This is a genomic window from Streptomyces katrae, assembly GCF_000966975.1.
GTDB classification, from domain to species: domain Bacteria; phylum Actinomycetota; class Actinomycetes; order Streptomycetales; family Streptomycetaceae; genus Streptomyces; species Streptomyces katrae.
This window is the reverse complement of the sequence record NZ_JZWV01000472.1, coordinates 1-7,501: the sequence shown is the minus strand read 5'-3', so window position 1 is coordinate 7,501 and position 7,501 is coordinate 1. Positions and strand designations below refer to the sequence as shown.

At 71.2% G+C, this 7,501-nt stretch carries 9 protein-coding genes; all 9 read right to left on the bottom strand.

What is annotated here, in order from left to right:
- Window positions 1–598: SAF domain-containing protein (locus VR44_RS17625; RefSeq protein ID WP_245691901.1), on the bottom strand; the 598-nt coding region annotated here is incomplete at its 3' end.
- Window positions 599–646: 48 nt separating this feature from the next.
- The gene (locus VR44_RS17620; RefSeq protein ID WP_245691899.1) at window positions 647–1,006 is read right to left on the bottom strand and encodes an ATP/GTP-binding protein; all 360 of its coding nucleotides are present in this window, start codon (window positions 1,004–1,006) and stop codon (window positions 647–649) included.
- A gap of 503 nt (window positions 1,007–1,509) precedes the next feature.
- Window positions 1,510–2,118 (bottom strand): hypothetical protein, encoded by a 609-nt coding sequence (locus tag VR44_RS41300; RefSeq protein WP_052713672.1) that lies wholly within the window; start codon window positions 2,116–2,118, stop codon window positions 1,510–1,512.
- 449 nt (window positions 2,119–2,567) lie between these two features.
- Window positions 2,568–2,834, bottom strand: coding sequence for a hypothetical protein (locus tag VR44_RS17610; RefSeq protein WP_045948467.1), 267 nt, complete (start codon window positions 2,832–2,834; stop codon window positions 2,568–2,570).
- A complete protein-coding gene (locus tag VR44_RS17605) occupies window positions 2,831–3,730 on the bottom strand; it encodes a replication-relaxation family protein (protein ID WP_045948466.1) in 900 nt (299 codons plus the stop codon). Before VR44_RS17605 ends, VR44_RS17610 begins: the two co-directional genes overlap by 4 nt.
- Window positions 3,727–5,658 carry a type IV secretory system conjugative DNA transfer family protein gene (locus VR44_RS17600; RefSeq protein WP_245691889.1) on the bottom strand — a complete coding sequence of 644 codons (1,932 nt, stop codon included), beginning with the start codon at window positions 5,656–5,658 and terminating at the stop codon, window positions 3,727–3,729. The genes VR44_RS17605 and VR44_RS17600 overlap by 4 nt, the downstream gene beginning before the upstream one ends.
- Window positions 5,592–6,281: a hypothetical protein gene (locus VR44_RS47275; RefSeq protein ID WP_245691887.1), complete on the bottom strand. Its 690-nt coding sequence runs from the start codon at window positions 6,279–6,281 to the stop codon at window positions 5,592–5,594. Before VR44_RS47275 ends, VR44_RS17600 begins: the two co-directional genes overlap by 67 nt.
- Window positions 6,266–6,616 (bottom strand): hypothetical protein, encoded by a 351-nt coding sequence (locus VR44_RS17595; RefSeq protein WP_045948465.1) that lies wholly within the window; start codon window positions 6,614–6,616, stop codon window positions 6,266–6,268. The genes VR44_RS47275 and VR44_RS17595 overlap by 16 nt, the downstream gene beginning before the upstream one ends.
- A 296-nt stretch (window positions 6,617–6,912) precedes the next feature.
- On the bottom strand, window positions 6,913–7,501 hold a 589-nt coding region (locus tag VR44_RS17590), incomplete at its 5' end, for a C40 family peptidase (protein WP_045948464.1).

The following is a 7,501-nucleotide window of genomic DNA, read 5'->3' as shown; positions in this document are numbered from 1 at the left end:
CCCCGACCGCGACCACCGTCGCCGCCAGCGTCTTCGACACAGGCGCCGGATCCGCGGGCTTGCCTGCGGCTGCGGCCGCCCCCGCCTGCGCCGGGTCCGGTGTCGAGACGATCAGCACCTTCTGCCCGGGAGCCAGCCGTGACGCCGGCACCTGCGACGGCTTCAACGCCACACCCACCAACTGCTCACCGGTCTTCACCAGGGACACGGCGGTGATCTGGCCCGGCGACAGCAGGGACCCCGCCTTCAGGGCCACGGCGGCGCGCTGGCCGACCAGGCCCGCCCTCTTCGCCGCAGGGACCGCCTTGACCACCGGGTCCAGCGCCAGGGAAGCCGGCGCCAGGTCGGCCTCCGTCAGCGTCGCGCCCACCGGCACGTCCCGGGCCACCACCAGCACGCTCGACCGCTGTCCCGACGCGGTGAACAGCAGCGCCCCCGACAGGCCGCCAGCCGCGATCAGCGCGACAGACAGCGCGATCAGCCCGCGACGGCGACGCCGCTGGCGAACTACACGGGGCGCCGGTGCCGGGCTGTCCGCAGGCCCGCCCGGCCCGGGGACAGCGGCACGGCCCTGCGTGCCCATGGTGGTGGTGCTCACGTGATGTGCCTCCAGCAGAGAGGAAGAAAGGAAAAGTGGGGACCGGGGCTACTGGCCCACTACCTGGACTTCGCCCACGGCGATGTCCACGGCACTGGAGCGGACCTCGGTCAGCTGGCCGCTCTGGCCACCGCCGGTCCAGTCGATCGCCCACGTAGACGTCGCCGTCACGTGGTACTTGCCGGGCGTCCGGTAGCTGTGACCGCAGTCGGGCGACGGGTTCTTGCCGAACTGCGCCTGGTAGGGGGTGCCCGGGGTGGTGCAGGTGACCGTCGTGCCGTCACCCATCGCCCAAACGATCTTGGCGACCCTGGCCGTGGCGGTGACCGTGACGGCGCCGGCGGAAGCGGACGCGACGTTGGGGCCGTAGGTCTCGGGGCCCGTCGCCGTCCACATGTAGACGGGCATACCGACGACACCGACACCCCCCGGTTTAGGGACGATGCCGATGGCCGGCGGGCGAAGGAGCATTGAGTCGACCGCGCGCTGCGCGAGGACAGCAGGGTCCACGGCCGCAGCGGGCGGGTTCTGTGCCCAGAAGGCACGGCCCGCTCCCGCGAGATTGTCGCCGTCCGCGATGCCGTTTCCGAGCCCGCAAGGGTCCAGGTAGACCGCCCCGTCTCCGGGCGAGTGGCCCTGCCACAGAGCGCTGCCAGCCGGCGGAGGAGGATCCAGCGGCCGGAACGAACAGTCCCGGCCCAAGCCATCGAGGTTGGTCCCGGAACCCGTTGAGGAGCCCCCGGTCTGCTGGCCCGCGGTCAAGTCGGCGGGGGGTCTGCTGCCGCCCGGAACGTTGGCTTCAACACAGACGCGCATGCCGCAGTTGCCCACGTTGACGGGGTCGTCTGCGTGGGCCGTTGGGGCTGCGGCAGCGAGGAGGGCGACGGCACCCAGGGCGCCCGCGTGTCGTCTCAGCACGCCTTCCCCTCCTGCTTGTCCTCCAAGACCATCCAACCGTTGGGCCACTTCTCCGCCGTCACAGTGTTGACGTAGCGCAGGAGCCGCGTACTGGGGAGCTCGACCTCCTTGCCGCCGTTCTTCTCCACTACCTTCCACTGGGAGATGTCCAGGCAGTCGGTGATGACAGCGGTCTTGAGCTTCGTGTCCGCCTTGAAGCTGATCGCGGAGTTCGAGTGCTGCGGTCGGCCGACGAAGACACGTCCTCCCTTGCGGAAGTTCGCGAGGTCCTGCTGGTTCTGTACGAGGGCGTTGCCCGTGGCGACCTTGGTCAGGTTGGGGTCGTCAGGGTCGGACTTGGCGTACGCCGCGGTGAGCACGTCCCAGTAGTGGGTGTAGGCAGCCTGGACCTCGGCCTTGTCGGCCGCCTCCGGGTCGGCGGGTGCGGTCGGCGAGGCGGCGGCCGTGGTGGCGCTGGGGGAGACGCTCGGGCCGGTGGCGGCGTTCTTGTCGTTCTTGCTTCCGCTGGTGCATCCGGCCGTGAGGGCCGCGACGGTCGCGGCGGCGGCTGCCGCCGCGAGCAGTCGACGGTTTCCGGTGTGGTGCTGTCGCGCGATTGCCACGGAAGTCTCCCCGGGTCACCTTGTCTGGCGGGTTGCCACGCAACCCGTATAAATCGCTGGTGCAACGTGTTGGGTACGGCTGTGGTGCTATCCGGCACCATACGACCTCACCGCCGCAGCTCCTATGGGGTTCTAGGGGCTCAGGTGACCGGACGTCACTTTTGCCCGTGAACGCTAGTCCCCGCGGGGTCTTGACGTGCGGTTTCTGGCTGGTGCTGTGCGCCGAGCCGGGCTCTGGTGGGATTTCAGCAAACCGTGGCCTGAATTCCCCCCGATGGCTTGTTCTTTGCTGCTGGTAATGATCCTTGTTGCTGCTCACCGGTTTTCTCACCGATGGAGGCTGGCCTGGGTCACGATCAGGCTGGCACCTCACCAGCACCCCGATATTGAACGGCTGGGGAGGTCTCGGAGGCACGGCCTCCGGGGCCTCCGCTGTTTTCGTGTGCAGGTCAGAACGGGGGGCAGTCCTCGCCATCGAAGCCATCCCAGGCCCCGTGACCCGCCTCCTCATCGGGGGCGGCGGTGGGTGGCCGCGGCGGCTCGAGGTCTTCCCTTTGCCAGGCGAAGCAGTAGTCGGCGTAGCTCTCGATGAGACCGGCCTCGATCTGGAACTCGCGGTCGGCGACTTGCTGCATCAGGGCCTCGTGTTCGGCCTGGGCCTGGCGGTAGTCGGCGAGGTCGGCGGCGGAGAGCCCTGTGGGCCAGGGCCTGCTCACAGCTGGGCCCAACCGCGCGGTTCGCTGCTCCCGGCAAGGGGCGTCCACACCTTCGCCTGGGGGCCGTGGGCCTCGATGTCTTCGAGGACGGCGGCGCCGAGGGGGACGTGGGCGCTGAGGCGGGTGACGAGGTCGTGGTCGGCGGTCATGCGCCGCAGGTCCGCGATGCGGTTGGCCAGGGTGGTGCGGGACGCTCCGGTGAGGATGAACAAGACCCTGGGGAAGCGGGGGTAGGAGCGCTGCCAGGCGAGCACGGTGCCCTGGTCGGCGACGGTGCCGCGCCGGCCTACAGGTTGGGGGGTGTAGTCGTGGAAACGGGCGTAGGTGATGAGCTTGCGGGCCAGGCGCTCGCTGCTCATGGTGGTCCGGTCGATCTCAACGAACGCCCGATACTGCAGGCGCCGGGGGTTGGTGGCGGTGTAGTGGAATACCGCGTCGGCGACCAGCCGGTCTTCGCCTGCTGTGTCGGGGAGGCGGTGGGTGACCTCGGGCACCCAGTCCAGCGGCTGGTACTCGTCGCCGCGGGCCCGGGCGTCGGTGAGGAAGGCGAGGTGCGCGCGGACTCCGGTCAGGATGTGGGCGGCGCGTAGGGAGGCGGCTGAGGAGGACTGGATCGGGTTGGCGGTGCGGCCGCGGAGTTCGGGCCAGTCCCCGACGGTCTGGTGGCCGGCGGGGGTGAGGAAGTGGGCCTGGAGGCGGCCGGGGAGCACGGTGTGGGCGATCAGCCCCTGCTCACGCAACGGCACCAGGACATTGTGGATCTTGCGGGGCGGGGTGTTGGGCATGAGCATCTGGTGGAGCTGGGTGCTGGTCAGCAACCTGTGCTGGGCGATCAGCGCCAGGACCTGGTGGGCGTAGGTGTCCGCGGTGGCGGGCTGGAAGACGGCCGTGGTCATGCGTACTGCTCTCCTGCGTCGTCGGTTTCGGTGGGCGCGGAGCGGGTGGTGAGGAAGGAACGAACGGCTCCCTCCTGGGCCAGGGCCATCGCGCTTCGCTCGGCCAGGGGCAGGGCGGAAGTGTTGGCGTGCGCGGCCTTGCGCAGGGCGGCGACCTGGCCAGGCCTGGCGAGGGCGCCGAATACCTCCGCCAGCTCGGGGCCCCGGATCGGCAGGGGGCCGACGCGCTTCCCGGCGACGGTGAAGGAGGCGTAGTGCCTGAACCGCTCCAGGCCGGCGACGTCGCGGGGGTTGACGGTGCCCGGCCACTGGTTGGTGATCTGCGCGATGGCCTCCAGCGATCCGGCCGTGGTGGACAGGCACGAGGCGTTCTGCAAAAGGGCGGAGCGGGTGGCCGGGTTGAGGCGGTGCATCAGCTGGGTCATTCCGTGCAGGCGGCAGCCGAACTTGCGCAGCTGCTCGGTGATCTCCGCCAGCACCGTGGACGGCCCGTCCAGGGAGATCAGCTCGTCCGGGTAGAAGCGGAAGGGGCGCCGCTTGGCCTCAGGGAGATCGCGGCGGGACAGGCCGGCGCGCAGGAAGTCGTGGAAGATCAGGGCGATCAGGAGCCGGTCGGTGGGCCCGGTGCCTGGCGGGCAGATCCACAGCACCTGGCCCTGGTCCATGGCGGAGCGGATGTCGTACCCGCTGACGGGGCAGCCGAGGAAAGCGCGGGTGACGGGGGAGGATGCGAGGCGCTCCAGCGGGTTCAGCACGGTCAGCAGCGCGTCCCGGGGGATGTCGGGGAACGTGGCCGTCCACCACTTCCGCGCCTCCGCCTCCAGGCCGGCAAGGGCGAGGTGGCGGAAGGTGGGGTCGGTCAGTAGCGCCCGGACCTGGAAGATCGTTGCCTGCTGATTGGGTGCCTGCGCCCGAATGGCCTGGGAGTTGACGGCCACCAGGACCTCGACGGCCTTGGTCAAGATGGTGAGCGCACGTGGCGCGGTGACGTCCCCCCACCCCAGAACGCCCGCGAAGGCCTCGACGGTGGCCGTGGTCACCTCGTGCGGCGGCTGCCCTGCCGTCATATCCAGCAGGTTCCAGCAGCTGAGCATGTCCTCGTCCTCGCGGACGGTCAGGTCGAATAGCGCGACCCGGTCGATGATGTCCTCGTGGGCGAGGTAGCGGGCGACGTCGGCGAATGAGTCGCCGTGCGGGTCCACAAAAGCGAGCCCCCGCCCGTTGTGGGCGCTGGCGACGGCGTGGACCTGGGCGCGCATCGTCTTGCCCCAGCCAGCCTTGCCCGACTGGACCTCAAAGAGAGTGTCGTCCTCATGGGTAGCCAGCAGCCGCTCCCGGCCGTCCGCCCCCCGGTACCAGCCCTGGGGCAGCAGATTCTCCCCGAGGGCGTAGGTGGGCATCTCGGTCTCCAGCAGCGGCAGCCGGGCCGTGATGGTCGGCGGCTTCAACAGCCCAGCCAGTTCGTCGATGTGCGCCCACCCCCCGCGGGCCGGGCGCATCACGGCCGTTGCCCACTGCACATCGAAACGGCTCCGCCAAGGCCGCCGGTCGGGACCGAAACGCAGGGGACCGGCGGACCAGCCGAGCGTGGAAAGCCGGGAAGGGCCGGCGTAGACGTCCATGGCCGCGCCGATACGCGCCAGCCGTGCCTCCGCACGTCCGGCCGCATCCGAGGCACAGCGCACCAGGATCTGCACCCGCACCAGTCCCGGGCTGTTTGCGAGCTTCCCCAGCACCATCTCCCGCTCAACACGGCGGGGCTGGGGGGACATGACCATCTGCCCGCGTGGGCTGCCGCGCCACTCGGCGGGGTCCAGCAGCTTTCCCATGGCGGTCGGCAGACTGTCGGCCGATTCGCGGGTCAGCCAGCGGGCCTCACGCTGGGCTTCCCGGCGGGCCTGGCCGCGGGCGCGCTGCATGGCCTGCATCTGGCGTACGGCCAGGTCACGCACACCTCGGCGACGTCGCCGAGCTCCGCGTTCAGGTCGGCGACCGCGTCGATCAGCGGCTGGAGCGGATCCGGGTCCAGCGGCACCTCACGCAGCCGCGAGCCGGGCTCCCCGTGCAGGGTCAACACCGCCCGTACGACGTGGGCACGCTGCTTATCGGCGACCGGGGCCGTCTGCTTCACCTCGACCCGCGGCCCGTACGGGGTCTGCTTCAGCAAGGGCTGCGCCGTCGACGGGGCCTCGATCCGGTAGACCAGGGGACGCTTCCCGTCCGCGCGCAGTCGCACCCTCACCGAGCGCGCCCAGCGCGGTGTCCACCACGGACCCGAGCCGGCCGCCCGCACCAGTTGCATGCCCTGCCGCCAGATCTGCTCGGCATCCGGCTCGAAGGCCGGCGTCGGCTCCAGCTGGAGGTAGGTGCGCCGCGACAGGGCTGCGGAGCTCAGGCGCCGCTGCAGGTGCTCCCATCCGATCAGGGCGGCAGCCGTGAGCAAGGCCAGCCACCAGGAGTTCGCCAGGATCCAGCCGGCGAGCGCCGCCAGCCCGTCCCACAGCGCGGCGCCCAGGGGCAGGACCGCCATGGCGGTCAGGTGCGCTTCCATGATCCTTGTCCGTTCCGGGTGTAGTGGAGGGCCGCGGTGCGACCGTCGAGGAAGGTCCCGGCCGGATCCGCGCCGACCCACACCAGCCGCACCACGGCCTGTACCTGTGTCCGCTCGCCGCCTGCGGGGGCTGTGGTGTCGCGGCGGGCGGTGGCGGCCTGGATCCGCACTTGCGTGTAGCCGGTGGTCTCCGCCGTCCAGGCCGTGCGGCCCAGTTCGAGCAGCCGCTGCTCGTCGTCCGGTGGGAGATCGGGCGTGCTGGCCTGGTCCAGGGCCTGCTGGATGATCGGGTCGGCTGCCGGCCCGGACCCCGGCGGCGGGAGCTCTCGCGCCACAGCGCTGCCATCGCCGGCACCGGGTCCGGCCGGCTGCCGGGTGGGGGCCGGTGCCGCCGGAGCGGCGGAAGGCGTCGCGTTGGCGGCGGACCGCGGTGACGGGGGTGCGACGGACACGGAGGTCGATGGCGCGGCCAGCCCCGGGCGCCAGGAGGCAGGGGCCGCAGGCCGCGGCGCCACGGCATCGGCCTGCTGCGTGCTGGCGCCGTGTGCTCCCATCCACAGCAGGACCATTCCTGCGGCGGTCAGGACGGCTGCGGCACCGATCAGGCGGCCGCCTGACCATGCGTGTGCGGTCATAGGAGCCTGGCCCCTCCCGCGTAGTCGGGCATCGCGGTGACGGGGTCGATCCGCACCTGTGTCCCGGGCCGGGGCGCGTTGATCATCTTTCCGTCACCGAGATAGATCCCGACGTGGTGGATGGTCGAATCCGCAGTGGGGCTGTAGCCGTAGAACACGAGGTCGCCCGGGCGCAGCACCCCGTATCCGGCGGACGCGGGGATCCGCCGGCCCGCACCGGCCTGCGCGGCCGCCGTACGCGGCAGCACGATCCCGGCCCGGGCGAAGGCGTACTGGGTCAGGCCCGAGCAGTCGTAGCCGACCACAGAGCCGCCGTCCTGCCCGCGGGGCGAGCAGCAGATCCCCGTACTCGGGCCTTCGGGCCCACCGCCGCCCCACGAGTAGGGGATGCCCTGCTGGGTCAATGCGGCCTGGATGACCGCGCCGACGTTCCCCGACGGGACGGCGGGCGCCGTGCCGAGGGCGTCGTAGCGGTCGATGCCCGACATGACGTCGTCTACATACGCCCAGGACAGGTTGTAGGTGTGGATCGCCGCGCGCAGCTGCTCCCGGTCGCCGAGGTTGCGCCCGTCGCCGCACAGGTAG